Source organism: Pedobacter psychroterrae (assembly GCF_004331695.1).
Taxonomy (GTDB): domain Bacteria; phylum Bacteroidota; class Bacteroidia; order Sphingobacteriales; family Sphingobacteriaceae; genus Pedobacter; species Pedobacter psychroterrae.
The window spans coordinates 557,602-583,330 of sequence record NZ_SJSL01000001.1 but is presented as its reverse complement, the minus strand read 5'-3'; the positions used below and the strand labels follow the sequence as shown (position 1 = coordinate 583,330).

Annotated in this window: 20 protein-coding genes; 11 read left to right on the top strand and 9 right to left on the bottom strand. The window is 44.3% G+C overall.

The genetic code is table 11. The annotated features are described in order from the left end of the window. Positions 1 to 11: 11 nt before the first annotated feature. The 6 genes from EZ437_RS02450 (at position 12) to EZ437_RS02425 (ending at position 6,058) form a co-directional block, all read left to right on the top strand. Positions 12 to 1,388 carry a sigma-54-dependent transcriptional regulator gene (locus EZ437_RS02450; protein ID WP_131592910.1) on the top strand — a complete coding sequence of 459 codons (1,377 nt, stop codon included), beginning with the start codon at positions 12 to 14 and terminating at the stop codon, positions 1,386 to 1,388. Then, positions 1,372 to 2,691 carry a sensor histidine kinase gene (locus tag EZ437_RS02445; protein WP_131592908.1) on the top strand — a complete coding sequence of 440 codons (1,320 nt, stop codon included), beginning with the start codon at positions 1,372 to 1,374 and terminating at the stop codon, positions 2,689 to 2,691. The genes EZ437_RS02450 and EZ437_RS02445 overlap by 17 nt, the downstream gene beginning before the upstream one ends. Before the next feature lie 11 nt (positions 2,692 to 2,702). Then, positions 2,703 to 3,524, top strand: coding sequence for a hypothetical protein (locus tag EZ437_RS02440; RefSeq protein ID WP_131592906.1), 822 nt, complete (start codon positions 2,703 to 2,705; stop codon positions 3,522 to 3,524). A 210-nt stretch (positions 3,525 to 3,734) separates the two neighbouring features. After that, on the top strand, positions 3,735 to 4,937 hold the full coding sequence (locus EZ437_RS02435) for a PAS domain-containing protein (protein ID WP_205942629.1): 1,203 nt from the start codon (positions 3,735 to 3,737) through the stop codon (positions 4,935 to 4,937). Continuing rightward, the gene (locus EZ437_RS02430; protein WP_317126418.1) at positions 4,856 to 5,662 is read left to right on the top strand and encodes a sensor histidine kinase; all 807 of its coding nucleotides are present in this window, start codon (positions 4,856 to 4,858) and stop codon (positions 5,660 to 5,662) included. Before EZ437_RS02435 ends, EZ437_RS02430 begins: the two co-directional genes overlap by 82 nt. Before the next feature lie 189 nt (positions 5,663 to 5,851). Continuing rightward, positions 5,852 to 6,058: a DUF2383 domain-containing protein gene (locus EZ437_RS02425; protein WP_131592899.1), complete on the top strand. Its 207-nt coding sequence runs from the start codon at positions 5,852 to 5,854 to the stop codon at positions 6,056 to 6,058. Between the two features lie 54 nt (positions 6,059 to 6,112). Here EZ437_RS02425 and EZ437_RS02420 read toward each other — a convergent pair whose 3' ends face one another. From EZ437_RS02420 to EZ437_RS02390, 7 genes are all read right to left on the bottom strand, one after another. Then, positions 6,113 to 6,634 (bottom strand): VOC family protein, encoded by a 522-nt coding sequence (locus tag EZ437_RS02420; protein WP_131592897.1) that lies wholly within the window; start codon positions 6,632 to 6,634, stop codon positions 6,113 to 6,115. A gap of 24 nt (positions 6,635 to 6,658) precedes the next feature. Beyond that, positions 6,659 to 9,613 carry a PVC-type heme-binding CxxCH protein gene (locus EZ437_RS02415; protein ID WP_131592895.1) on the bottom strand — a complete coding sequence of 985 codons (2,955 nt, stop codon included), beginning with the start codon at positions 9,611 to 9,613 and terminating at the stop codon, positions 6,659 to 6,661. Positions 9,614 to 9,638: 25 nt separating this feature from the next. Continuing rightward, entirely contained in the window at positions 9,639 to 10,475 is an 837-nt protein-coding gene (locus EZ437_RS02410; RefSeq protein ID WP_131592893.1) for an alpha/beta hydrolase, read from the bottom strand. Positions 10,476 to 10,482: 7 nt separating this feature from the next. Then, complete coding sequence (locus tag EZ437_RS02405; protein WP_205942628.1) at positions 10,483 to 12,954, bottom strand: glycoside hydrolase family 95 protein; 2,472 nt, start codon at positions 12,952 to 12,954, stop codon at positions 10,483 to 10,485. Between the two features lie 16 nt (positions 12,955 to 12,970). Further along, the gene (locus EZ437_RS02400; protein WP_131592890.1) at positions 12,971 to 14,074 is read right to left on the bottom strand and encodes an endo-1,4-beta-xylanase; all 1,104 of its coding nucleotides are present in this window, start codon (positions 14,072 to 14,074) and stop codon (positions 12,971 to 12,973) included. Between the two features lie 77 nt (positions 14,075 to 14,151). Next, positions 14,152 to 14,487: an L-rhamnose mutarotase gene (locus EZ437_RS02395; RefSeq protein ID WP_131592888.1), complete on the bottom strand. Its 336-nt coding sequence runs from the start codon at positions 14,485 to 14,487 to the stop codon at positions 14,152 to 14,154. After that, positions 14,484 to 15,482: an aldo/keto reductase gene (locus tag EZ437_RS02390; RefSeq protein WP_131592886.1), complete on the bottom strand. Its 999-nt coding sequence runs from the start codon at positions 15,480 to 15,482 to the stop codon at positions 14,484 to 14,486. Before EZ437_RS02390 ends, EZ437_RS02395 begins: the two co-directional genes overlap by 4 nt. Before the next feature lie 250 nt (positions 15,483 to 15,732). Between EZ437_RS02390 and EZ437_RS02385 the strand changes: the two genes are divergently transcribed. Next, the gene (locus EZ437_RS02385; RefSeq protein ID WP_131592884.1) at positions 15,733 to 16,602 is read left to right on the top strand and encodes a helix-turn-helix domain-containing protein; all 870 of its coding nucleotides are present in this window, start codon (positions 15,733 to 15,735) and stop codon (positions 16,600 to 16,602) included. Between the two features lie 141 nt (positions 16,603 to 16,743). Further along, entirely contained in the window at positions 16,744 to 18,822 is a 2,079-nt protein-coding gene (locus EZ437_RS02380) for an alpha-L-fucosidase (protein WP_131592882.1), read from the top strand. A gap of 90 nt (positions 18,823 to 18,912) precedes the next feature. Here EZ437_RS02380 and EZ437_RS02375 read toward each other — a convergent pair whose 3' ends face one another. Beyond that, a complete protein-coding gene (locus EZ437_RS02375) occupies positions 18,913 to 19,302 on the bottom strand; it encodes an OsmC family protein (RefSeq protein WP_131592880.1) in 390 nt (129 codons plus the stop codon). Positions 19,303 to 19,305: 3 nt separating this feature from the next. After that, positions 19,306 to 20,190 carry a pirin family protein gene (locus EZ437_RS02370; RefSeq protein ID WP_131592878.1) on the bottom strand — a complete coding sequence of 295 codons (885 nt, stop codon included), beginning with the start codon at positions 20,188 to 20,190 and terminating at the stop codon, positions 19,306 to 19,308. A 73-nt stretch (positions 20,191 to 20,263) separates the two neighbouring features. Between EZ437_RS02370 and EZ437_RS02365 the strand changes: the two genes are divergently transcribed. The 3 genes from EZ437_RS02365 (at position 20,264) to EZ437_RS02355 (ending at position 25,725) form a co-directional block, all read left to right on the top strand. Further along, positions 20,264 to 20,851 carry an RNA polymerase sigma factor gene (locus EZ437_RS02365; RefSeq protein ID WP_131592876.1) on the top strand — a complete coding sequence of 196 codons (588 nt, stop codon included), beginning with the start codon at positions 20,264 to 20,266 and terminating at the stop codon, positions 20,849 to 20,851. A gap of 83 nt (positions 20,852 to 20,934) precedes the next feature. Further along, positions 20,935 to 22,053 (top strand): FecR family protein, encoded by a 1,119-nt coding sequence (locus EZ437_RS02360; protein ID WP_131592874.1) that lies wholly within the window; start codon positions 20,935 to 20,937, stop codon positions 22,051 to 22,053. A 234-nt stretch (positions 22,054 to 22,287) separates the two neighbouring features. Then, complete coding sequence (locus EZ437_RS02355; protein ID WP_131592872.1) at positions 22,288 to 25,725, top strand: TonB-dependent receptor; 3,438 nt, start codon at positions 22,288 to 22,290, stop codon at positions 25,723 to 25,725. The last annotated feature ends 4 nt before the right edge of the window (positions 25,726 to 25,729 follow it).

Genomic DNA, 25,729 nt, shown 5'->3' with positions numbered 1-25,729 from the left:
AATAAACTGATATGATCCTGATTATTGATGACGATATCGCTGTATGTGCTTCGCTGAACCTCCTTTTGAAACAGGAAGGGTTCAAGTCGATAAAAGCAAATGGTCCCGAAGAAGCATTGGGACACCTGAAGGAGAAAGCAATAGATGCTGTGCTGCTGGATATGAACTTTTCCATGGAAACTTCGGGTGAAGATGGTTTGGTGATGCTAGATAAGATCAAAGAACTAAGACCCTCTTTGCCCGTGATTTTAATGACTGGCTGGGGTTCTATCAGGCTGGCTGTTGAAGGTATGAAAGCGGGGGCTGCCGACTTTATCAATAAGCCCTGGGACAATGACCATTTGATGAATGCGCTAAGAACCGCGCTGGATCTGTCTGCAGAGCAGCAAACGCCTCTTGCACTGACGCGGAAAAAGCTGAATGAAAAGTATGGATTTGAGAATATTGTAGGAGAAGATCCTCAGCTTTTAGAGGTGCTGCAAACTATTGTTAGAGTTTGCAGCACAGATGTTTCTGTATTGATTATCGGCGAGAGTGGTACGGGAAAAGAGCTGATTGCGGAGGCCATTCATGAAAACAGCCTGCGCAGACACAAGTCTTTCGTGAAGGTGAACCTCGGGGGGATTTCTTCCAGTTTATTTGAAAGTGAGATGTTTGGCCATAAGCGCGGAGCCTTTACCGATGCGCGCAGCGACAGGGTTGGGCGTTTTGAACTGGCCGATAAGGGCACGATTTTCCTGGATGAGATAGGTGACCTGGACTTAAACAGTCAGGTTAAGCTGCTGCGCGTTTTGCAGGACAGAAAGTATGAGGTGCTCGGCGATAGCCGGACACGGTCAGTGGACCTGCGTGTCGTCTGCGCGACCAACCGTGATCTGCGGGAAATGATCGCTGACAATAAATTTCGCGAAGATCTCTACTATCGCATCAACCTGATCATCATCCGTCTGCCCCCGCTTCGTGAGCGTGCTGCCGATATCCCTGTTCTTACCAACTACTTTCTTAAGAATATGAAAGAGATTTATAACCGGCCAGGGCTGCGGATTGACAAAAAAACCTTAAACTGGCTGGAATCGCTGCCACTTCCCGGAAATATCCGGGAGCTGAAAAACCTGATCGAACGTACTGTGTTACTGAGTGAAAGGGATTTGCTGGGAATAAAGGATTTTGAACAGCATCTGGAACAACAGCGGCTGTCGAATGTTGCAATGACACTTCCGGCAGTGGGGACGGTTTCCGTTGATGATATGGAACTTTCGATGATCAGAAACGCGATGGTCTTCCATCAGAATAACATCAGCAGAGTAGCCAAAGCACTGGGGATGAGCAGGGGTACGTTGTACCGCAAACTTGAAAAATACAATATTCCGTATGAAACTCAAAACTAAGGTTCTGCTGTCTGCTAGTTTGATCCACGGGATTTTTATCTGCCTCCTTACGGTACTTTATGCCTCAAATAGAAATCTTTTCCTGGTCGCTGAGGCCCTGACCTTTGTGTCTATGGTTTTCTCTTTTTGGCTGTACAGATCGATAGGCAAAACTTTTGACACGATCTCTTCGGGCATCGATACTTTGAAGGACAAGGACTTTAGCGCCAAACTGAACGATATAGGCCATCCTGAAACAGATGAACTGATTTATATATATAACATGATGATCGACCAATTAAGACATGAACGGCTCCTTCAGGCTGAGAAAAGTTCCTTTCTTGGGAAACTGATCGAAGCATCTCCCTCGGGAATTGTTATTTTTGATTTTAATGGAAATGTCACTTTAATAAATCCGGCTGCACTCGAAATGATCGAGTTGACAGCACATGAGATCCTTGGAAAATCATTGGACCAGATTACCGGAAGGCTCACAGGCGAGCTTTCGCTCCTGGAAATCAACACTCCAAAGGTTGTTGATCTGGACGGTCTGAGATCCTATAAGTGCCAAATGTCTACATTTACTGATCTGGGCTATGCACGGACATTTATTACCATTGAGGAGCTCAGCCGCGAAATCTATCTCAGGGAAAAAAATGCCTATGAAAAGGTGATCAAGATGATGTCGCATGAAGTGAACAATTCGATTGGAGCTGTCAACTCAATACTGAACAGCTGTCTGAATTATAAAGATCAGCTCAATGCAGAAGACAAGGAAGACTACCAGGCGGCTATAAATGTCTCCATCACCCGGAATAATGGCTTAAGTGACCTGATGTCAAATTTTGCAAGGGTTATCCGTGTTCCTGAACCCATCCGGCACGATATTGAACTGATTAGCCTGCTTCGTTCAGTAGTATTACTAATGGAACCTGAAGCCGGTAGAAAGCAGGTGAACTGGTTATGGGAGCTGGACTGCCGAGCATTTGAAATCTTTGCGGATTACCAGCAATTGGAACAGGTCTTTATAAATATTCTCAAAAATGCCATAGAGGCGGTTGACTATCTGGGAACCATACGCATTCAAACTTTTTCTTCAGCTCAAATGGTTTCCATAGGCAATACAGGGCCGGGAATTTCTAAAGAGGTGAGCAGCAAGCTCTTTTCCCCCTTTTTCAGCACTACGAAAAATGGCCAGGGCATAGGGCTGATGTTAACGAGGGAAATACTTTACAACCATAATTTCGAATTTTCCCTGCTAACACGCGGAGAATGGACGGAATTCAAAATTTCTTTACAAACGAAAATTCAACATTATACTTAACAATAGATTTTATGAAGCACTCAATTACGCTCGTGGCCTGCTGTCTAATATTGGCATCATCCTGCAAAAAAGTTAAATATTCAGAAAAGGAGGCAAAGCAAACCCCGTATGGATATTCAAAAATTGAGGCTTACTTTATGCCTGTAGAAGATGGCCGGCTGCAAACCGCGAAACGAAGGCTTTACTTAGAAAAGCATTTTGACGAAAACGGAAATCTCATTCAGATGATATCAGAGCCTTATCCTTACAAGCCTGCTGATGCTATAAAGATTACCTATTCCTATAAATACGAAAATAATAAGCGGGTAGAAGAAACAGATGGCAGTACCCGATTCGTCTGTACCTATACTGCAACGGGGGATACTCTTGAGCTGAAACAATATACACCTGTCAACACATTGGTCCGGCGCTCAGTATACACTTATGGAAGCAATGGTAAAAAGTCAACCAGAACATATTACGACCTTGCTTCGGGAGTCCCTGAAGATAGATCGACCTATACTTACAATGACAAAAATCTCTTAATTGGCGAACAAAGCGCCTTTCTTTTACCACAGCCTGAGGTCACAAACACCATAGTTTACACCTACAATTCGCATGGCAATGTTATTAAAAGGGAAAGCAAACGAATATATGGTACTTCCACGGCAGAATTCAGTTATGTTTACAACGACAAGGGTTGGATGATGGAATCTATAAGCACATACCCTGATGTACCGGAGCCATTTAAACGCGTATATACTTACAACAACGAAGGCCTGTTAATCAAGCAAGATTACAGTTTTTTGGGTCACGATGCAATCATTGATTATGTTTATACAAAACGGCAGTAGGAAGCCAGAGCACGTTACAATTTCTTAATGAAAGGACTTTAGGAATATTCTTGGTTTGAATGAATATCTACGTGTTTTAATAAAACAAACTCGCACGGATCTCACCACCTTAAACTTTTTGGCGCTTCTTAGTGTTATGGTCTTAGAAGAAGCATGATCGCCCGCTATAAAACAAAAAGGCGATGTCTCTTTTTTATATTATCTTTAATCATGCAAGAAACTATTAATCCGCTGGACGACGATGCAGCACTGAATGACCAAACCAGTGCGAATGGTTTTCCTGAAGGCGAAAAGCATGCGGAGGCCAGCAGCAAGGATACTTTGGCTGAAAAGCTTCGGATTGCTGAAGAGCGCAGCGCGATGCTATCATCTATAGTAGATTCCTCGGATGATGCGATCATTAGTAAAGACCTCAACGGTTTTGTCACCAGCTGGAACCTTGCGGCGGAACGCATCTTCGGATTCTCGGCCTCAGAAATGATCGGGTTATCCATTAATAAGCTGATTCCTGCTGAACGCGCAGAGGAAGAGGCACATATTTTACTTAAAATAAGACGCGGTGAACGGGTAGCGTATTTTGAGACCAAGCGATTGAATAAACAGGGAGGACTGGTTGATGTTTCGCTGACAGTTTCACCTATAAAAGATGCGTCCGGTAATATTATCGGTATATCTAAAATCGCCCGTGACATTACAGGCCTGAGAATGAATTCCGAGAAAAGTCTGATCCTTTCGGCCATCGTTGACTCCACCGATGATGCGATCATCAGCAAGAATTTGAGTGGCATCATTACTAGCTGGAACCCATCGGCCCAGCGAATCTTTGGCTACCTGCCTGAAGAAATTATTGGCCATTCTGTGCTGAAGTTGATTCCCGTTGACCGCCAGGATGAAGAGACGCGGATCCTCAGCAGGCTGCGCAAGGGTGAACGTGTGCGATATTTTCATACCAAACGCCTCACTAAAACGGGGGAATTAATCGACGTTTCTCTGACAATTTCTCCGGTAAAGGATGAACAAGGTAAAATCATTGGCGTGTCGAAAATAGCCAGGGATATTACCGATGTCATTGAGGCGGAAAAACAGAGTGCGATGCTGTCTGCTATCGTTTCCCACTCTGATGATGCCATCATCAGTAAGGATCTGAACAGTATGGTAACCAGCTGGAACAGTTCTGCGGAACGCCTTTTTGGTTATACTGCTGAAGAAATGATCGGCCAGTCTATAGTGAAATTGATCCCTACAGACCGGTTGCAGGAAGAGCCGGAAATCATTTCCAGGCTGAAGAGCGGACAACGGGTCGATCACTTTGAGACCAAACGCAAAACGAAATTTGGGAAGCTGCTGGACGTTTCTTTAACGATTTCCCCGGTGATGATGCATCGGGCAGGATTATCGGCATTTCTAAAATAGCCAGGGATATTACCGATAAGAAGCATGAGGAGCAACGTAAAAATGATTTCATTGCCATTGTAAGCCATGAACTGAAAACTCCTTTGACCTCGATGCGCTCTTACATACAGCTTGCCCTTGTCAAGGCTATACAACGCGTAGATCCTTTCACAGAAAAAGTGTTGGTCCGGGCGGAAATCCAGACACGGAAAATGACGACCCTGATTCAGGACTTTTTGAACCTTTCCCGGCTGGAAGAGGGTAAAATGTCGCTGAATGTTTCCAGCTTTTCATTAACAGATCTTATGGAGGAAACGATGAGTGAGACCTTAACCTTATCCAGTACACACGTAATTAAATATGAGGCATGTGAGGAGGTGACCATCGCTGGTGACCGGGAGAAGATTGGTCAGGTGCTGACCAATCTGGTGGGAAACGCCATTAAGTATTCACCTGAAGGTACTACTGTTTCCCTGAAGTGTGCGCTAAACAATGGGCATGTTGCCTTTAGCGTGACTGACCAGGGGCGTGGAATCTCCAAGGCAGATCAGGCCAGGCTGTTTGAACGCTTTTACCGGGTTCAAGACGATCGCCAGGGTCATGTGTCAGGCTTTGGAATCGGGTTGTATTTAGTAGCTGAGCTACTTAAACTGCACGGCGGCGAAATCAAGGTACAAAGTGACTTGGATGCAGGATCAACATTTTCGTTTGTACTACCGGTTCACGCGCAAATCAGTAAGTCTTAAAATTGAGAGCCGGTCCGGAGATCATTACCCGACATCAGGGTAAAATATGGACAGAAAGCGAATTTAACGGTGGATCCACTTTTTACTTTGAGTTGCCCTGATTGGAACAAAGTTGTACAGAGTGCCTGAACACAGCGGCTTATTTTGGGCAGATTGAGCAGAACATTCTGTACCCAAGCTTTAAGAACGATGAGGGATAAATGCAGGCGTTGTTCCTATTCAAAAACACCAACTTATGAAAACGACACTGGAAACAGCGTAGCAGGTACGTTGCACCGTGCCTGGATCGATGTGAAATCTTTGTTTGGCGGCGATGACCGCGAGAGTATACTATCATTAACAGACAATAAAGGACAAAACAAAATGCAAAAATTTTCAAGGGTAAAGATCTCATAAGGTCGAAAAGATATAATTTTGTGGGATCAGATAAAATCCGATCCCACAAAATGGCTAATCAAGCGCACCAATCAATTCGACAAAGTTGCCGTCAGGATCTTGCACCAGCAAAAAGTGAAGGTCTTTATTCAGCGGGGTAGGAGTGTTACCCAGTAAAGAAACTTTGAGCTTTTTCAGTCTTTCCATTACCGGCCGAAGTGATTTCACATTAATGGTAATGTATTGCATACCCGTATCATCCTGAACGAATTTTTGTTTGGGATGACTGGGTGATTTACCAAAGCTCATTATTTTCCATTCATTGGCCTCAGGGCTGTTTTCCAGTTTCAATACGTTCACTGTCACGGGAACGCCACCTGTCAGGCCCGAACGTTTGGTAAAATCCTTATCCAGGTTAAAAGAACTGGTCTTAACCATGCCGATACCGTTGAGGTAAAAATCCATGGAGCGGTCAAGATCTGAAACTACCACACCGATACTGATTAGCTTGCTGCTAAAGGTGTTTTGGGACAGAGATATTTTACTGCTGAACATGGCAAAAAAGAAAAGAAAACAGAAGATCGAATATTTATTCATTTATTTTTTTGTTTAAACTAATTGCTATTTAACTACTTTCATCACTCCGTTCATGATCCGCCAGTGTCCAGGGAAGGAACAGATGTAGGGGTAATCACCGGTCACTGAAGGAACTTTAAACCGCAGTTTGAATGTGTCTTCAGGATTTACCAGTGGCGTAAAGAACAGTACCTCGGGAATCTTAGGAACATACTGCTTTTCAGCGCCCTTTGGATCCTGTGCCATCTGGTCGGCCGCTGCACCCACTTTATCCATGCTTCCTTTTTGCAGGATCAGGAGGTTATGCTGCATGAAATCAATGTTTGAGAATTCTATTTCTACGGTAGTACCTGCCTTAACCGTAAATGTGGTCTGCTTAAATTTCATTGCATTGACTACAGGCGTGATTTTAACAACCTGATCAGCTTTTCCTGGAGCAGTAGCATCTTTTACTTCTTTATTATTGCCGTCTGTTTTCTCGCCAGAGTTCATGTTGTGAGCTCCATGGGCATCAGCTGCGCTGGCTTCTCCATGTTTTGCCTGTGCAACTTTTAATGCTTCTTTGATCCAGCGGTCTTCACTGTTCTGGCTTAGTCCTGCTGCCGATTGCAACTCTTTTGTCAGATCTGAAGAAACTGGCAGATCAGATGTCTTGAGTATAGCTGCCAGCCTTGTGTTCAGGTCCGGATCGTTTAGCAGGCCCGCTTTTTGAATAGCGGACAGTGTTGCTGAGTTGTTAGGTAACACTTGTAAAGCTGCCTTCCGAACGCCGGCAGCAGGGTGCGCGAGCGCTTGAACGGCGATATTAAATGCTTCTGTATTCGATCCATCCATTAAACCCAAACCATGCAAGGCCCACAAGGCATGGATGGCAGGAGCGTTGATGCCAATCTCATCTATTTTTTTATCGCTGATCAGCGCATAAAGCTGGGGAGCAACTGATTTATCCTTATTTTCTACGATCAGTCTTTGTGCAGTCATGCGCCAGAACATATTGTCGCTTTTCAGCCCGCTGATCAGCGAAGCAATGTTTTTTCGGTCCAGCGATTTGATCTGCTGTGCTTTGGCATTTTTGTATACGATCCTGTAGATCCGCCCGTGTGTTCGGTCCCTAAGCGGGTTGATATAGGCATTACCCTTTCCATTCTCAAATCCTTGCGGAGTCGGATTGTGCTGGATGATGAAATTGTACCAGTCCAGCATCCAGACCGCGCCGTCGGGCCCTACCTCACTGTGAACCGGCCCGAACCATTCATCGGCACTGGCCGCCAGGTTCCAGCCATCTTTTTCGGCAAAGCCGGAACCTTTACGTTCTAGTACCGCCTCATGTACTACGCGGCCGGTAGGCTCGTTCACAAAAGCTATGCTGTTCCAGTATCTTTTTGGAAAGTTTCTGGCGGTATACAGGTTATGACCTGCCGCGGCTGTAAATCCGTTAAAGACATCTACCTGGCGCAGGTTCTTGGTCACTACGTGCATGGCATAGTGTCCGTCAATCTTATCAATGGCTTTGTTTGCCGGTTGCTTGATCCTGTCCAGGTAAGAAAAGGGGATTCCAAGGAAGGCACTATGGGTATTGTTTGCAGTGGAGATAAAAACGTCATTGTTTTCTGAAAAGCCTAGTCCCCAGGTGTTGTTACTGGCTGCCCCCATAAATTCGATATTTTTCCCATCTACATCAAAGCGGTAAGCACCCTGGTTAAATTTGGTGCTGCCATGGTAGCCTGAATAACCAACTGTACCCCAAATCTTATTGTCAAATCCGTAATGCAGACTTGAAGGGCCAGCATGGGTATCATAGGTACCCCAGTTGCCCATAACCTTTTCCCGGATGTCTGCCTTATCATCACCATCGGTATCCTTCAGGAATATAAAATCAGGAGCCTGTGCGATGATCACCCCGCCATTAGCAAAGACAATACTGGTTGGGATATTGAACTTGTCGGCAAAGATGGTAAACTTATCTGCTTTTCCATCTCCATTGGTATCTTCACAGATCTTGATGCGGTCTTGTCCTTCACCCTTGACTTCACGAACTGTATTTGGATAATCTATGGTTTCCAGGATCCATAAGCGGCCCCTTTCATCCCAGGCCATGGCAATGGGTTTAGTAATGTCAGGTTCAGCAGCAAAGAGCTCAAGCTTAAAGTCAACAGGAACTTGGGTCATTTGCTGGGATTCAAGAGGATTTAATGCAGCCTGCAACTGGAAGCCACCCGGCCTTTTTTCATAGTTTGGTAGTTTGGCATCAGTATAGGCTGGGGCCGGTTTCGGCAGTTTTTCCCAGTCCTTGCGTGCCGCATCGTTTATTGCCCAAAGCACACCGTTTTGCAAAAGTTTTAAAAAGCCAGGGTTTTTCCAGCTGCGGTCATCGTGACCATAAGCGGTATAAAATACCTTACCTTTTCCGTATTTTTTCACCCAGGTGTAGGGCTCATGACGGTCTCCCTCCATGCGTTCAGTCAGCACATGGATGTCTTTTGCCAACTTATCATGGACATAGGTTTCGTCCCAGGTGGTAAAAGACGAAATTCCTTTCATGGCAGGATGCTTTCCATCTTTAACTACCATTTCAAAGTCTCCGGTGCCATGCGTTTTAAACTGCCCGCCCAGCATATCGATGTAAGCAGGGGAGTTCTGGAAACACCAGGAGGCGCAGTGTACCGGAATAAAGCCTTTACCGCTTTTTACAAAATCCAGCAACGCTTTTTCCTGGCCAGGGGTAATTTGATCATAATTGGCATAGATCATCAGCCCATCGTACTTAGCCAGGTTCTCGGCGTTTAAGTCATCCGGATTAGTAGTGTAGCTGATGTTAATGCCATTTTTGAAGAAATCCTGTGAGATGATCTCTGTAAATTTTTCTGAATTGTGATTTTTAGCGTTGTGTCCCAGTAAAAGGATTTCCAGGCGCCGGCCCTGATCCTTTTTGATGAGGCTGCCCTTGAAGCTAATCAGGGCCACAAGGCATAGTCCGGCTATTATGAGGTATTTTTTCATTTTTTATTTTTAAGGTGTAGTGGTATTATTTGGTTTTAAATAGTAACTGAGAAAAGTTATATAGGTCTTTCTTCCAGACCTGGAAATCATGCTTGCCCGGAGCTTTGTAATACACATGCCGGATGTCGTTTTTGACCAGGTAGGCCGTCGTCCTTTCGCTTATTTGCAGCAGATTATCTTCTGTTCCGCAGGAAACCCAAAGCAGACGGATATTTTTTCGCGCCGCATTCACGTCTGGAATCAGTGCTTCGGGCTGCTTGGTATTAGGGGCGGAAGAGAAGCCACCGATCCAGGCAAATTTATCCAGGTTGCCCAGGCCGAAATTTAGCGACTGCCCTCCACCCATGGAAAGCCCGGCGATACCACGGGAATTCCTGTCTTTCAACACCTGGTACTTTTGCTCAACGTAGGGGATAAGGTCATTGAGAAGATCGCCTTCAAAATTGCTGAATGCCGCCACCTTGTCTGCCGCCATGATGTTGCCAGTCGCCCGGTCATCTGCCATCGCCCTTCCATTAGGGAGGACAACGATCATTGGTACAATAGATTTGCTGGCATACAGGTTATCCAGAATGTGCTGGGGATTTCCATTGCGCAGCCATTCCAGTTCGTCTCCGCCTATGCCATGTAATAGGTAAAGGACAGGATATTTGTTTTTATCGCTGTAACCCGGAGGCAGATAGACCACAGCTTTTCTTTTTGTTCCGACAGTTTTAGAATCATACGAGATGGTGTCAAGGTGCCCATGGGGGATACCGGTACGCATAATGTCAAATCCTTGAGGAGGCATACCTGGCTCTTGAGCAGAAGCTGAAAGAAAGATGGAAAGCAAAGAGACTACGAGAAAAATTGATTTTTTCATAAAATTTTTAGATTATGGTGTAAGTTTGATTGGCTTTGGTATTCAGGTCATACAGCCAGGTTTGTGGCAATCGTATGCTTAAATCCTTTTCGCTATTTTTTATTAGGGGCGTTTTGATGTCAGTGGACTGATTAAAAGATCCGATTTTTGGGATTGTTCCTTTTTTAAGCAAACGACTGCCCACCTGCTGGTTCAATCTGATGCTGCAGATACCGCCAAGGGAAGAATGAATAACAAGTTTGGTGATTTTGCGATCGGACCATTCCATATCCACCTTAAAGCCGCCCCTGGCCATAAGGCCTGTTACGCTGCCCTTAGGCCAGGCATCCGGGAGTGCCGGAAGCAGGTAAAGTGCATCATCATGACTTTGTAGGAGCATTTCAGCAATACCTGAAGTGCAGCCGAAATTCCCATCGATCTGGAAAGGGGGATGTGCATCGAACAGGTTGGGATATGTGCCGCCCGAACCGCCTGTCACAGGCTTGATCTGGTCGGTGATCAATTTGTAAGCATGGTTGCCGTCCAGCAGTCGCGCCCAAAGGTTGATCTTCCAGGCCATTGACCAGCCGGTAGATACGTCGCCGCGGTAGATCAGGGAGTTTTTTGCGGCTGTAAATAATTCCGGATGCTTAAAGGGGGAGATCTGGTTGCCTGGAAACAGCCCGTACAAATGCGATATATGACGGTGTTTGTCGTCCGGATTGTCAAAATCTTCGAGCCATTCCTGGAGCTGACCATGCTTGCCAACTTGCATTGGTGGCAACTGATTCCGGTAATTCAACAGGCTGTCAGAAAACGCCTTATCGGTTTTAAGTTCTCTTGCAGTCCTGATCAGATTGGTAAACAAGCCATAGACCAGTTGATTGTCCATCGTGACCCCGGCCGCCACGGAAACAGCCGTTTTTCCGCCCATATACTGGTTTTCAGGCGAGATGGAGGGCGAAATTACCAGCCAGCCATGATCGGGTTCCTTTTGAAGTACATCCATATAATACTGGGCTGACGATTTCATCACCGGATAATACTGCTTTAAAAATGCTTTGTCCCCGGTATACAGGTAATGTTCCCAGAGGTGTTGGCTTAGCCAGGCCCCACCCATGGGCCAGAGTCCCCAAAAAGCCCCGTCTACAATACCTGTTGTGCGCCAGATGTCAGTATTGTGGTGGAGCATCCAGCCCCTTGCGCCGTACATTGTTTTTGCCGCTGAGCGGCCTGATACCGAGAGGTCGCGAATCATATTGAACAGCGGCGTGCTCAATTCTGATAGTTGTGTCACTTCACTCGGCCAGTAATTCATTTCCGTGTTTATGTTCACGGTATACTTGCTGTCCCAGGGGCCTTTCAGCTCGCCATTCCAAAGTCCCTGAAGGTTGGCCGGCTGAGATCCTGGCTGGGAAGAGCAGATCAAAAGGTACCGTCCAAATTGGAAATACAGTTCGGCCAGCTGTGGATCATTACCCTCAGCAAATTCAGCTATGCGGACATTAGTAGGCTTGCTTACAGCAGCAGAATTGCCCAGGTCTAGTTTAACCCGGTCATAATACTGCTTGTAAAACATGCTATGCGCGGCACTGAGTTGAGGAAAGGTGCTTTTGAATGCGCCCTCAAGGAATGTCTGTGCTTTATTCAGGCTGTTTCCTGAAATATCCTGATAATTGATAAAATTGGTAGCCATTGAGACATAAATCAGCGCTGTATCTGCTTTGGAAATCACCAACCCTAAGCTGTCGGCCATGCTGGTCCCGCCTGATAGTGCTGTCCTCGCCATCACTGTAAACCTGATCTGGCCTTTTTGATTTTCATGGTCACTCCCCTTACCGCTTAAAACAAGGTTATTGCCCTGAACAGCTATGGATTGCTTCAACGGGCTATTAAGGCTGACTTTGCAGTTGATCATCCCTGGCCGGCTAGCGCTGAGCCTTACGAGCATCACGTTGTGAGTAAAGGAGGTCAGGTATTCCCTTTTATAGTTTACTCCTCCGGAGGTATAATTTACCGTTGCTATGGCATTACCGATATCCAGATCTCGCCTGTAATTGCTGACTTCGGATTGCCCGGGAAAATCGATATACAGATCACCGGCAAGCTGATAAGGCATACCACTGTTGCCTTTGGGCCCCAGTTTCCTGTTGGCAAGGGTCTGGGCTTCCACATATTTCTTTTGGGCAAGCAGCTTGCGAACCTCGTCGATATTTGCCCTGGCCGCAGTGTCAATATTGCTGTTTGGACCTCCTGCCCATATGGTCGATTCATTCAACTGTATCCGTTCTTTCGCCGGGCTGCCAAATATCATACCTCCAATGAACCCATTTCCAATTGGGAGTGCCTCGTTCCAATTGGCGGCTGGCTTGTTATACCAAAGGATATTGCGGTCTGCCTTTCCCTGAGCGTAAGCAGCCTGGCTAAAACTCATCGCAGCTGGTGCAAGGAGCATTATTACTTTAACTATGAGGTTCATATTTATGTTCATTTGGTTCATCTAAATGTTGTTTATACTAGAACTCAATCACGTTCCAATAAGCCTTCTTGGGTTGTAGGTCTGCATCAAAAAGCAATGGATAGTTCTTACGACCCCTTACCGGAAAATTATCCAGCCAGCTGTTGCGGTCAGATAGGTTCCAAAAAGTCACCCCGGTAAGCTTGTCTTTTTGCTGACGAAATACATTGAAGAACTTGCCATACTGTTCGGCCTGTAACTTCTGCAATTCAGGAGTAAAACCTGTAAGCCCTGCTGTGCCGGCATTTTCAGGGATGTTTCCATCCGTATAGATGGAAACATCAAGTTCAGTCACCTGGACTTTCAGGCCAATCGAAGCATACTGCTGAATAGCCGTTGTGAGCATTTCTTCCGAGGGGTCTTTAACAGACCAGTGTCCCTGCAATCCTACGGCATGAACCGGCACCCCGTTATCTTTTAGCTTTTTCAGCAGCCGATAGATGCGTGCTCTTTTCTCAGGATATTCAGTATTATAGTCATTGTAAAATAAAATGGCATTTGGATCAGCTTGATGTGCATATTCAAATGCCTTTGTGATGAAATCTTCGCCGCAGATCTTGTACCAGAGTGAATTACGCAAAAATTCGCGGGGATTATCTGCGATGGCTTCATTGACGACATCCCAGGCATAGATCTTTCCCTTATAACGACCAACTACTGCATAGATGTGTTCTTTAAGCCGATTTAGGAGCTGTTCTTTGGTTGCCTGTCCACCATCCTGATTGAGAAACATCCATCTTGGTGCCTGTGTATGCCAGCATAAAGTATGTCCCCTTACTTTGAGGCCGTTTTCCTGTGCAAAAGCTACGATTGCATCTGCCCCTTCCCAGTTGTAGCGGTTTTCCTCCGGATGGATCGGTGCCATTTTCATTGCATTCTCTGCTGTAAGGCTGTTGAAATGCTTCAAGATAAAAGCGCGCTGTGCCGGGTCATTTAACTGACGCGGTGTAACCGCAACTCCTATAGGGAAAAAGTTTTTGTAATAGTCTTTCAGCCCTTTCTTATCTTCGCTTTTTTGCTGCGCAGTTAAGTTGCCGGGAAGATATGCTGCTAATAGGCAGATTACTACGATCCGAATTTTTATATTTATTAGTTGTGTCATATGATCTTTAGTTAAAATGAAACCATGGCCTTAATCACTCCATTTTCTGCTGCATACCCGTGTTTTATACTCCTTCATTACAATTGAAATATTTGATCCATCAGCAACCATTTTTCACCCTCTTTGGCCCAGGGCAGAGGTTGCTGGTACTCCGACATCAATACCTCCCAATCCTGCACTTTAGGATTAATTGCCGCCAGTTCTGCCTGATGCTGAAAGGAAAAATCGTCGGTAGTTTCCATGATCATGGTCAAGCGGTTACCTGTGCGGTAGATCTGCATATCGGTAATGCCCGAGCTGGTTATATTTTCACGTATCTCAGGCCAGCCATTTCCGGGTTGGTGCCACTTTTCATATTCTGCAATGAGCTTTGGATCATTTTTCAGGTCTAGTGCCAAGCAATATCTTTTCATATTTCGTAGTCTTGATCTATTAATCTTTTCATTTTCATTTCCTGCCAAAAGCCTGCTGGGATATGGATATCTTTTAATCCCATATTCGAACCTATCCGCTCAGGATTCGTTGTATTCAAAGCGATGCTCTGTACGCCCGGTGCCCGGAATACAAATGCAGTACAAGCCGCAGCCGGGGGTAGCTCATAAGCAGCGCAAAGCTGGTAAAACTCATCCCGCCAGCGGTACAACTCCGGCTGAATTTCCCGGCTTACCCGGCGGTAATTGTAGTAGTCAGAGCCAGTCAAAAATCCTGCATTAAAGATTGCGGAGTTGATAATCAGCACGCCTTGCCGCTCCAGTTTTTCCATAAACAGGACCAGATCCCTGGGATGGTGATGGATGGTCATGCTATTTGCAATCATCACCCAGTCCAGCTGCACATCTTTGCTGATCTTTTGAATGATCCGCCAGTCCTTGGCGCCAACCCCAACTGAGTTCACCTTGCCTGTCAATTTCAGTTCATGAAGCGCTGCGTAGGCATCAAGTATGTCCTGATATCTCCGCTGCCAGTCCGTTGCATCTATAGAAGCAGCAAGATATTCATCAGGGTCATGTACCGAAACCAGCTTCGCGGCATACCCGGCCAGTAACTCGTTTCCCTGCTCATAACATTCCAAGATACCATCGTAACTTATTTTCTGTATGGCGTCATATGCTAAATTTTTCCAGACACCTGGTTCAAAAGTTGGTTCATCGGTTTTCAACTCGGTGCGCAACCAGCCTAGTTTGTTGCTGATCAATACCTCATCGGGGTCTACTTTCAGCGTCCGGAGACATTGTCCTAGCGATTCCAGTGCCAGCCCGGCCCCATATTTTCCTGCGCTGTCAAAGACAGCAGGGGAGGAAGAATATTTCAGGCATTCGCTGATGATCGCCTGTTTGACATCCTGACCGAGTGCAACATAAAGGTTGCCGAGGCCACTGGTGCCGAAAATAATTTGAGGTAGTTTCATTTAGGTAGCTGCCGGGTTAAACAAAAAATTCGGGAGGCATATAAGGTAGCAAGACCTGCAAGGCTGCCTTTGATCAATGTTCTTCGCTTCATCAGTTTATAAATTTCGAAAGTGAAATGCATACAATTAGGCAATCGATTGCAATTCTTTGGTTAACTCAAATGTAACTGGTTGAATTATGTTTATATTAGACCAAAACAGACATGTTTTTACTTAAAACAGACTATGTGCTATTTGTTACAATGAAATTATGATAAAGCGTATACTCACCCATAGCTTTTCTCTCATGAATATTGATCTGGTAAAACTGGATTCAAGATGGAATTATAACAATGTAATCAGTCCCTACCACCGAATTTATTACATCATGTCTGGTGAGGGAGAGATATCCCACTTTGAAAAGAAATTGAAACTGGAAGCCGGATACCTATACATCATACCCAGTTTTACTTTATGCAATTTGTCCTGTGATCACTTTCTAGAACAGTATTTCGTGCAATTTTTTGAGGAGACTTCAGATGGAAAATCGCTGTTTGCTTCCAGCAGGTCTATCTTCCGAGTTAAAGCCGATCCAGTCGATGTTTTGAATTTTGAGCGTCTTAGGTTAATCAATCCACGGCGGGGCATAAACCGTTCAGATGATCCAAAAATTTACGAAAAGGACATCTATTATAAGGAATATCAGGAGCTTAACATGCAGCAGAATACTACCCAGTTCCTGGAAACCCAGGGGATTCTTCTTCAATTGGTTGCCCGTTTTACCTCGCCGGAAATAATGGTGCAAAGGGAACGGGAGCACATTCCTGTCAAGATTCTGGATACGATCAGTTATATTGTAATGAACCTCCATTCACCCCTGCCTGTTAGATCCCTGGCTGAACGGATCCACCTCAACTCAGAATATTTCTCCCGGCTTTTTGATCAATATACAGGTTCCCGGCCACTGGCCTACATTACTGAAAAAAGGATTGAACGTGCGCAGTATCTAATTATGACCTCAAGGGCAAAACAGACCGAAATTGCAAAAATGACCGGTTTTGAAAGTCTTTCCCATTTTTCAAGAACTTTCAAAAAAATAACGGGCATGAGCCCAAAAGCTTACGGTAAATACTTTTCGTAAACTTGAGCTCGATGGTGTCGGAAACTAGTAATTATTCAACTTTGAATAGTTAGAAGTCTGTTTTGTGCAAAAAAAAGTCTTTTTATGGAAAAAGTAGGGCAACAATTAATCCTAATTTTACGATATACCAAATAAACCGATATGAAGACTAAGCATATACTTTTTGCTGTGTTATTTTTCCTTTGTACAGCGAATATTACAAGAGCGCAAATCAATGCGCCTAAACCTTATGGGCCCGTTCCTACACAGCAGCAAATGAATTGGCAGGAAATGGAGTACTACGCATTTGTTCATTTATCCACTAACACATTCACGGATCAGGAATGGGGCTACGGTGAAGATGATCCAAAGATATTCAATCCTACTAATCTGGATTGCCGGCAATGGGCACGGGTGTGTAAGGAAGCGGGCATGAAAGGCATCATTATTACAGCAAAGCACCACTCTGGGTTCTGTTTATGGCCATCTAAATACACGGAATACTCTATCAAAAATTCACCATGGAAGAATGGTAAAGGGGATATTGTCGGTGATCTTGCAAAGGCCTGTAAGGAATACGGCCTAAAACTAGGGATCTATTTATCTCCGTGGGATAGAAATAGTGCTGAATATGGTCGCCCGGAATACATTACTTATTTTAGAAATCAATTAAAAGAGCTCCTAACCAATTATGGAGAAATTTTCGAAGTATGGTTTGACGGGGCAAACGGAGGCTCAGGATATTATGGCGGGGCAAAGGAGACACGTACGATCGACAGGACTACCTATTACGACTGGCAGAATACTTACAAATTGATCCGGGAGCTTCAGCCCAATGCAGTAATCTGGAATGACAACGGTGACCGCGCAGACTTGCGCTGGGTTGGCACGGAAGGAGGATCTGTAGGTGAAAAGAATTGGAGCCTGCTAAATAAGACCGGTGATGTGCCCTATGAAATGCTGCATCATGGTTTAGAGAATGGGGATTCCTGGGTGCCTGGAGAGGTGAATACCTCGATACGTCCGGGCTGGTTTTACCATAGCTATGAGGATAGCAGGGTAAAAACCCTGCCGCATCTTTTAGAAACTTACTATAACTCCTTTGGACGAAACGGAACTTTATTGCTGAATTTTCCCATTGATGGGCGTGGCCGGATTCATGAGAAAGATGAAAAAGCAGCTTTAGAGCTAGCCAAAGCTGTTAAGAAGGCGTTTTCCGTGGATTTAGCAAAGAACAGAAGCGCTGTAGCGTCTAACGAGCGTGGAAAAAATTATAGTGCTGATAAGGTTTTGGATGGAAACAAAAATACTTATTGGGCTACGGGCGAAGGGGTTTTAAATGCAAGCTTAACCATTGATTTTGGCCATGTTACCGCATTTAATCGCTTCCTGGTACAGGAATACATTCTTTTGGGGCAGCGTGTTAAAGCTTTCAAAATTGAAGCTCTTTTAGAAAATGGTACCTGGAAAGAATTGGACAAACAGACAACTATAGGATACAAGCGGATTCTGGTTTTTCCAACGGTTTGGGCAACAAAGCTTCGGTTCACCATATTGGATGCGAAAAGTAATCCGGTTATATCTACATTAGGGGTGTATCTAGCTCCTCAGGTACTGACTGCCCCTACTATTGAACGGAACCAATCAGGGGTAGTTGTCATCGAACCAAATGATAAAGAATCAGCCGTTTTTTATACGCTCGACGGAACAACTCCTACTAACAAATCTAAAAAATATTCCAGCCCCTTTTCAGCAGACGGAAAGTTAGCCATCCAGGCGATAGCCTACAGTAGTGAAGCTAAAAAAAGTAGCCCGGTTGCGCGGCAAGTCTTTGATGTATCCAAAAAAGACTGGGTAATTCTAAACATTTCAGATGCCCAGGCAAAGCAGATATTAGACGGTGATCCCAACACTGCATGGTATCAAAAAAACCAGAGGAAGGCACCAGTAGATCTTACTATAGACCTGGGTAGGGAAATCGACATAAATGGCTTCCGTTATTTGCCAGGGCAAGGAAGAACTTCTGGAATAGTAAGCAAGTATCAATTTTTTGTTTCAACAGATAATAAAAAATGGGAACTGACTGACGAGGGCGAGTTCTCAAATATCAAGAACAATCCGCTTTGGCAAAATAAGCAGTTTAATACCAGAAAGGCTCGATACATACTTCTTAGGTCATTACAAACAACAGACGCAGATGATGTGGTCGGTTATGCAGAAATAGATATTACAACGCTTTAGATGTATAGGTTTTTACAACAATAACGCTTACGATAAATGGTTCAAATTCCTCATCGTTATTGTATGATGACAGAATTTTCTGCTTTTAGCTCAGGCCAATACTGTTTCGACAACAATAGAATGGGTCAGTATTTTATGAATTGGGCATGCATTGGCAACCGCCAGTAACCTGGTTCGTTGTTCGTCGTCAAGTTTGCCACTAAGCAGTAATTTACGTATAAACTTTGTTTGCCCGTTTTCTTCACTGAGTTCAATTTCTGCTTCTGCTTTTTCAAGCTCCCAGCCTTTACGGTCGGCATACATGCGTAGGGTGGCACAGGTACAGGCTCCCAATGCTGATACCAGCAATTCTTTAGGTGAAAATCCTTTGTCCTGCCCGCCTTTATCTACAGGCTCATCCGCGATGATTATATTGCCTGTTGTTGATTTGATTTCGATCTTGTAAAGTTCTGTGCCGATACTTGCTTTAATTGCTGACATAATCTATTTTTTATTGAGTGATGGATAAGGTACAAATTCTGTTTCATCTCCTTTGATCTTATCAAATTCCTGAGCTATCCATTTTTGTTTAGCAGTATTGATCAGGTCCTTTTCAGTGGCAACAAAATTCCAGTCAATAAATCGTTCTTCAGCAAAAGGCTCTCCGCCAAAAAGGTAGATTGTACTGTTGGCTTCTATTATAAATTCGCACAGGGCACTTTCTTTAGCTACCAGTAATTGTTTAGGATGATAGCTATTGCCATCACTTTCGATGTTTCCCTCAAGTATATATAAGCCGGCTTCTCCGAAAAGCTCATGGCCGATGGTAACGCTTTGTTTGCTGATGCTTTTTATCTCTATCATAAACAGTTTGCTGTAAACCGGAACGGGAGACCTTTGTCCGAATGCTTCGCCTGCTATCAGCTTAAATTGGAGGCCGCCGGATGTCCATGAAGGCAACTCTGTCCCATCAATGTGAAAAAACTCAGGCTCCATTTGTTCCAGTTCTTTTGGCAGGGCTACCCAGATCTGCAGACCATGCATTATCTGATCGGCATGATGTATATGTTCCGGTATCCGTTCTGAATGTACAATTCCCTTTCCTGCTGTCATCCAGTTTACTGCGCCGGGTTTTATTTCTACAGCATTGCCGAGCGTATCCCGGTGCATAATGCTTCCTTCAAATAAAAAAGTAAGTGTAGATAAACCTATGTGCGGATGCGGTAGCACATCAAAATTCTCCCGCTCATTTAGTTTTACCGGCCCCATATGGTCTATAAAGATAAATGGGCCAACCATTCTTTTTTCCCTGAAAGGTAACAAGCGGCCGACCATGAAGTTGCCAATACTGGTGGCTCTTTCTTCAATGACTAGATTGATATTTGACATAATTCCTCAACAATATTAGATGCTATAAAAATGCAATCTATAAAAATTTAGTATATAATTAATATTAACTAAATTGCTTGCTGATATTAAAATGCAGGCCTACGATAAACTTTCTGATCAGGAACTGATAGCCCTACTGAGGCAGCGCAAACATGCTGCATTCACCGAGATTTACAACCGCCACTGGACAACGCTGTTTATACATGCGGTAAAAATGCTTAAGGACGAAGACGAAGCAGTAGATGTCATACAGGATGTTTTTACTGCGCTCTGGCATAAATCAGCAGATCTGGATATCAATACTTCTTTAACAGCCTATCTTTATACATCTGTAAGAAACAGGATCATTAGTGTTATCAGGCACGGTAAGGTTCATGAGGATTATATGGATTCTTTATCGCAGTTGTTGAAAGAGGGGGACTTTGTGACCGATAATCAGGTTCGTTTTAACGAACTAACTGTTCAGATTGAAAAAGAGATCAGCTCATTGCCGGGAAAAATGCGACAGATCTTTATCATGAGCAGGGTAAACGGGTTGACACACAAACAAATTTCTTCAGAACTGAATATCTCAGAGGAAACAGTGAAAAAGCAGATCTACAATGCTTTAAAGATCCTTAAAGTCAAGCTTAGCCCTTGTGTTTTCCTGATGATCTTATAAAGAATTGAATTTATTTATTTTTCTTCTACCACTTCGCTGCCAGCACTGCGTCTTAGTATAAAAGGCAAAATCTGCACTGCGATATGGACAATAAAATAGCCGGGGAACTCATAGATAAATATTTTCAGGGCAGGTGCTCAGCAGAAGAGACTGCGATTATTGAAACCTGGTACAACAGGATTGCAGAAGAGCAGAAACTGTCTGGCTTGCCTGACCTGCAGCAGCGCCATGCTCAGATTAAATACCTGCTGCCAAAAGATCCTGCTGCCGGAAAAACCAGGGCAGTATTTAAGATCGGATATAGAATTGCTGTGGCAGCAAGTCTTATCATCGCTTTTTTCGCGGTGTTTTTCTTTTATAGATCCGGAGGTGGGCTTCAGGATTTTTCCAAAGTAAATATTCCTCCGGGTACCAATAAATCGATCCTTACCCTGGCTGATGGCAGGAAAATTTCGCTTACAGATGTGTCAAAAGGAAATGTTGCCAGTCAGACCGGAGTGAATATTACCAAGACTGCCGAGGGGACGCTCATTTATCAGCTTACCGGTGATGCAAATGATTTACCTTCCGCAATAAACCGTGTAGAAACACCAGTAGGAGGTCAGCAAATCATCCTTTTACCCGACGGGTCGAAGGTTTATTTAAACGCTGCATCTTCTCTTACCTTTTCATCTGGTCTTGGCAAAGAAGCAGAGCGGCGGCTGGAATTATCTGGGGAAGCCTATTTTGAAGTAGCGAAAGACAAAGCACATCCTTTTATTGTTAGTTCCGGTAAACATGAGGTAAGGGTGTTAGGTACACACTTCAATATCAGCTGCTACGCCGGCGAGATCATAAAGACTACCCTGCTGGAGGGTGCTGTAAAGATCCATGCGGCGGCAGATATCGCAGTGCTTAAACCGGGCCAGCAGTCTGTGTTTACAGAAAGCCAGGATTTAAAGATCCATGAGGCAGATTTGGATGAGGCTGTAGCCTGGAAGAACGGATATTTTCGCTTTAATGAAGAGAAGATCCGTGATGTGATGAAAAAGATTGCCCGCTGGTATAATATTGATGTGCAGTATTCCGGAGATTTAACTAACGAAGGCTTTACGGGCACTATTTCAAGATATACCAATATCAGCGATGTACTAAAGATGCTGCAAGGCACCAAAGCCGTTCATTTTGAAGTTGAGGGAAGGAGGGTTACTGTTATGCCGTGAAAATTTTACAGAAACATATAGTGATCCTGAAAGAAGTTACCCCGGAGCCTAAGCCGGGATAACTTGACATGGATTTCTTTAATAATTAGAATCAATTATCAACAAAAGCGGTAAGCCTGACACATCTGGAAAATGAAAAGGCAAACCAGCATTAACCACGCTAAACAAATGTACAACTTTTACTTTAAGAAGGTGATGTGGCCTAAACGTGCTATCACCAAAACTCTGCTGATTATGAAGTTCACCACACTGTTATTGATCACAGTTAGCCTGCAGGTTACTGCAAGTTCATACGCCCAGAAAATTACCCTGTTGGAAAAGAACGCTCCGATCAAAAGAATATTTGAACAGATCAGAACACAAAGCGGTTATGATTTTCTGTTTACCACGTCCATGATCAGAAGTTCTGTCCCTGTTACCATCAATGTACAGGAAGCTGAACTGGATAAGGTACTGGAAATGATCTTTGAAGGCCAGCCTTTGGAATACGCAATTGAAAAGAAATCAGTGGTTGTCTCCAGGAAGGAAGCTTCCGTTTTAGACCGGATCTCCAGTTTTTTTGCTGCCATAGAGATCAATGGGCGTGTACTGGATGAGAATGGCAGTCCTGTAAACTCGGCCAATATAAAGATCAAAGGTACAGACCAGGGTGTCAAATCTGGTGCCGATGGCAGGTTTACCATTACTGTTCCAAACGACCGGACGGTTCTGGTGATCTCTTATATTGGCTACTTGTCTAAAGAGGTAATAGCAAAGGAAAATATAATCGTCAACATGGAGGCAGAGATTAACCAGCTCAACGACATGGTGGTAGTCGGCTACGGAACGGTAAAAAGAAAAGACCTTACCGGATCCGTTGCTTCTGTAAATGTAGAAGAAATTAAGGATGTTCCTTTCGCTACGATAGATCAGGCTTTAAATGGAAAGGCTGCCGGTGTGCAGGTAGTACAGGCCGATGGCTCACCGGGAGGTGTTGCAAAAATAAGGATCAGGGGAGGGACCTCGCTGTTGGGAGGAAACGACCCATTATATATCATTGATGGTGTACAGGTGCAGGTTCAGAACAGGTACCTCAAAAGTGCGGCAGAGATCATAAGCCCCGTGGAGAGCTATGGAGGTGACAATGCCAGTCAGACGATTTCAGGCTCTTTTGCACGTGGCTTAAACAGTTTGGGAGGTTTTAATATCAACGATATTGAAACAATAGATATTTTAAAAGATGCTTCTGCAACAGCTATTTACGGTTCAAGGGCTGCAAATGGAGTGGTGATCATCACCACAAAAAAGGGCATACACAATCAAAAGCCTGTGTTTGAGGCCAACTATTATACAGGTGTAAGCAACCCCATCAAAGAAAAGCTTTTAGACAGGGATCAATACGCCATGATCATGAAAGAAGCTGCTAAAAACCTGAATGATGCAAGAGCCACAGCTACACCTGCGCTTGCGCCTGATGCCACGGCTACCAGTATTCTGACAAATCCTGACTTTTTAGGAACAGGCAATACAGACTGGCTGGATTTAGTACTGCGCAACGGAATCACACAAAATGCCGATATCGCTGTAAGAGGTGGCGGTACAGGTTCGCGCTATTATACATCACTGGCTTTTAATAAAAATAACGGTACCGTAGCGGGTACGGATTACTCCCGGATTGCCGGTAAGGTAAGTCTTGATAACGAGATCAATAGTCGGCTCCGTATAAACACAAACCTGGACTATGGCTTTAGTACCAACAACATTACCAACGGAATGTATTCGCAGGCCTTATTTGCCCCGCCCACTTTAGATGCCTATAATCCTGACGGAAGTGTAAAGATCATTTCGCCTGCGGCCAATGGAACCTATGGTTTTGAAGGCTTTCAAAACCCGCTACTCTTGCTTAAAGGAATAAATAAATCAAACAATGTTAACTTGTTAGGGTCTCTGGCAGGAGAATACGATGTCCTGAAAAGCTTAAAGTTCAGATCTACCGTGTCTGTAAACTTCAACAATTACCGTCAGACCAATTATGTGCCAAGTACTGCCCAGATAGCGGTAAGCGGTTATCCCGGTGGTTCAAAAAATGGAGTAGGTACCCAGGCCCAATCCCAAAATGTTGATGTATTTTATGAAAATACACTTACCTGGGATAAGCAGTTTAACGATAACAATAGGATAAATGTACTGACAGGAACTTCCTGGCAGATCACCAAGAGCAACTCTTTCTCGGCAAGCGGACAAGGCTTTCCGGACGATAATTACCTGAATAACCTTTCTTCTGCGGCATTAACGCTGCCGTCAACAGGGATTTCAGGACAAAATTCATTACTAAGTTTTTACATGAGGGCAAATTATGCCCTGTACGAAAAGTACCTCTTTACTTTCACTGGCCGTTCTGATGCGTCATCTAAGTTTCCGGAAAGTAACCGGGTAGGTTATTTCCCTTCGGGAGGTGTCGCATGGCGTATCTCTGAGGAGAACTTTTTAAAAGGTGTGAAATGGATAGATGAAATTAAACTGCGGGCAAGTGCAGGTTATACAGGTACACAGAACATTGCCGACAACCTGTTCTATACTTTATATTCACCGGTGTCTTACGCCGGTTTAAACGGACTTTCGCCTAGCCAGCTGGGCAATGATAAGATCAAATGGGAATCTACATTACAAAAAGATGCAGGTATTGATTTCGCCTTTTTCAAATCAAGATTGAGCGGAGGTATCGGCTACTACGAGAAAGCAACAAAAGGTGTGTTGTTTCAGGCAACAGTAGCAAGAAGCTCTGGTTTTAACGGTGTTACAGCCAATATTGCTGACATAAGGAACCGCGGACTTGAGCTGTCACTAAGGGGTGATTTCCTGCGTGTAAAGAATTTACACTGGTCGGGCAGTCTGAACATCTCCGGCAACAGGTCTAAAGTGCTTGCGCTTTCCAATGATTTTTCAGACCCTTCAAATCCCAAGATCTATAGATATGGCAACAATGTGCTAAAGGTGGGCGAACCACTTGGATTGATGTTTGGCTACCAGTATGACGGATTGCTTAGAACTCAGGAAGAAGTGGATGACTACGCCAGCAAGAATTTATACGCACAGTTTGGATTTTTTCCATATTTAGGCATCGGCGACTCCAGGTATGTGCTTGATGAAGCTACCAAGTTCAATAAAAGCGACATTATCGGCAGGGCAGAGCCGAAATACTATGGTGGCTATACAAATACGCTGATCTATAAAAACCTTAGTCTGATTACTTTAGCGACATTTTCTTATGGAGGCGATATTTTTTACCTGGCAGATATACAAAATGCAGATGCCGGCGCAAGGACTAATAAAGGGGTGAGGATACTGGACAGATGGACACCTGAAAATCCGAACACTGACAGGCCAAGGCTGATTCTGGGACAGGGCAACAGTCCCCAAAACGGTGCCAGTAACAATGTATATGATGCTTCATTTCTCAAACTGAAATCTGTCACCTTAAATTATCAGTTTTCACCAACATTGATGAATAAGCTAAAAATGCAGACAGCATCAGTATATGTTTCGGCGACCAACCTGTTTACCATTACCAATTATCCGGGTGCAGATCCGGAAGTAAGTAATGATCCTTACAGTGTCATCGGGGGATATAGTGATTCGGGGGGCTACCCGACAGTAAGGCAATTAAGTTTTGGGCTTCGTTTTGGATTTTAACAAC

What these genes read in the sequence shown, in the direction of transcription:
- EZ437_RS02450 (WP_131592910.1), top strand. Translation starts at nt 12, where the DNA reads ATGATCCTGATTATTGATGACGATATCGCTGTATGTGCTTCGCTGAAC.
- EZ437_RS02445 (WP_131592908.1), top strand. Translation starts at nt 1,372, where the DNA reads ATGAAACTCAAAACTAAGGTTCTGCTGTCTGCTAGTTTGATCCACGGG.
- EZ437_RS02440 (WP_131592906.1), top strand. Translation starts at nt 2,703, where the DNA reads ATGAAGCACTCAATTACGCTCGTGGCCTGCTGTCTAATATTGGCATCA.
- EZ437_RS02435 (WP_205942629.1), top strand. Translation starts at nt 3,735, where the DNA reads ATGCAAGAAACTATTAATCCGCTGGACGACGATGCAGCACTGAATGAC.
- EZ437_RS02425 (WP_131592899.1), top strand. Translation starts at nt 5,852, where the DNA reads ATGAGGGATAAATGCAGGCGTTGTTCCTATTCAAAAACACCAACTTAT.
- EZ437_RS02420 (WP_131592897.1), bottom strand. Translation starts at nt 6,634, where the DNA reads ATGAATAAATATTCGATCTTCTGTTTTCTTTTCTTTTTTGCCATGTTC.
- EZ437_RS02415 (WP_131592895.1), bottom strand. Translation starts at nt 9,613, where the DNA reads ATGAAAAAATACCTCATAATAGCCGGACTATGCCTTGTGGCCCTGATT.
- EZ437_RS02410 (WP_131592893.1), bottom strand. Translation starts at nt 10,475, where the DNA reads ATGAAAAAATCAATTTTTCTCGTAGTCTCTTTGCTTTCCATCTTTCTT.
- EZ437_RS02405 (WP_205942628.1), bottom strand. Translation starts at nt 12,954, where the DNA reads ATGAACCAAATGAACATAAATATGAACCTCATAGTTAAAGTAATAATG.
- EZ437_RS02400 (WP_131592890.1), bottom strand. Translation starts at nt 14,074, where the DNA reads ATGACACAACTAATAAATATAAAAATTCGGATCGTAGTAATCTGCCTA.
- EZ437_RS02395 (WP_131592888.1), bottom strand. Translation starts at nt 14,487, where the DNA reads ATGAAAAGATATTGCTTGGCACTAGACCTGAAAAATGATCCAAAGCTC.
- EZ437_RS02390 (WP_131592886.1), bottom strand. Translation starts at nt 15,482, where the DNA reads ATGAAACTACCTCAAATTATTTTCGGCACCAGTGGCCTCGGCAACCTT.
- EZ437_RS02385 (WP_131592884.1), top strand. Translation starts at nt 15,733, where the DNA reads ATGATAAAGCGTATACTCACCCATAGCTTTTCTCTCATGAATATTGAT.
- EZ437_RS02380 (WP_131592882.1), top strand. Translation starts at nt 16,744, where the DNA reads ATGAAGACTAAGCATATACTTTTTGCTGTGTTATTTTTCCTTTGTACA.
- EZ437_RS02375 (WP_131592880.1), bottom strand. Translation starts at nt 19,302, where the DNA reads ATGTCAGCAATTAAAGCAAGTATCGGCACAGAACTTTACAAGATCGAA.
- EZ437_RS02370 (WP_131592878.1), bottom strand. Translation starts at nt 20,190, where the DNA reads ATGTCAAATATCAATCTAGTCATTGAAGAAAGAGCCACCAGTATTGGC.
- EZ437_RS02360 (WP_131592874.1), top strand. Translation starts at nt 20,935, where the DNA reads ATGGACAATAAAATAGCCGGGGAACTCATAGATAAATATTTTCAGGGC.
- EZ437_RS02355 (WP_131592872.1), top strand. Translation starts at nt 22,288, where the DNA reads ATGAAGTTCACCACACTGTTATTGATCACAGTTAGCCTGCAGGTTACT.